This is a genomic window from Candidatus Propionivibrio aalborgensis, from assembly GCF_900089945.1.
Classification (GTDB): Bacteria; Pseudomonadota; Gammaproteobacteria; order Burkholderiales; family Rhodocyclaceae; genus Propionivibrio; species Propionivibrio aalborgensis.
This window is the reverse complement of sequence record NZ_FLQY01000154.1, coordinates 1-693: the sequence shown is the minus strand read 5'-3', so window position 1 is coordinate 693 and position 693 is coordinate 1. Positions and strand designations below refer to the sequence as shown.

1 protein-coding gene is annotated in these 693 nt (G+C 56.4%); it reads left to right on the top strand.

Annotated elements, in window-relative coordinates; all coding sequences use genetic code 11:
• Window positions 1-555, top strand: a 555-nt coding sequence (locus PROAA_RS08880) for a glycogen synthase (protein WP_186411007.1), incomplete at its 5' end; no start/stop codon positions are given.
• Window positions 556-693 lie beyond the last annotated feature (138 nt).

Sequence of the window (693 nt, the reverse complement as noted above, 5' to 3'; positions counted from 1 at the left end):
CCACTGTTTGCCGTCGTCAGCAGGCTGACTTCGCAAAAAGGCATGGATCTCCTCTTGGCTGCTTTGCCTGACCTGCTCAAGGAGGGTATCCAGTTGGCTGTTCTCGGAACAGGAGATGAGAATCTGGAAGCTGGTTTTCGTCGCGCAGCTGTGGACAATCCGGGCATGGTGGCCGTGCATATCGGATACGACGAAGTGATGTCTCATCGTTTCATGGCCGGCGCCGATGTTTTTCTTGTCCCGTCGCGTTTTGAACCCTGTGGGCTGACACAGCTCTATGCCTTGCGATACGGTACGTTGCCTCTCGTGCGCCGAGTGGGGGGGTTGGCAGACACCGTGTTCGATGTGACTCCAGAAAACCTTCAGGCAGAGAAGGCGACCGGATTTGTATTTGATGCAGCAACGTTACCCGAACTCCTCAAATGCGTTCGGAAAGCTTGCGCACTCTACAGCGATGCGACCACCTGGCTTCGGGTCCAGCGGCGAGCAATGGTTCAGGACTTTTCGTGGGATGATTCCGCAGCGAATTATGAATCACTCTACCGCAGCCTGTGAACCAACGGCTAGCATAGGGCCCCGCGCATAACCCTCAGCCGGCATCTTCCAGCTTGGATGACTCTCCCCCGGCGCACAATCAGTGCCGGAGGAGGTCCAACGGCCTAATGACTACTTGTTGCCACCAGCGAGAAGCCT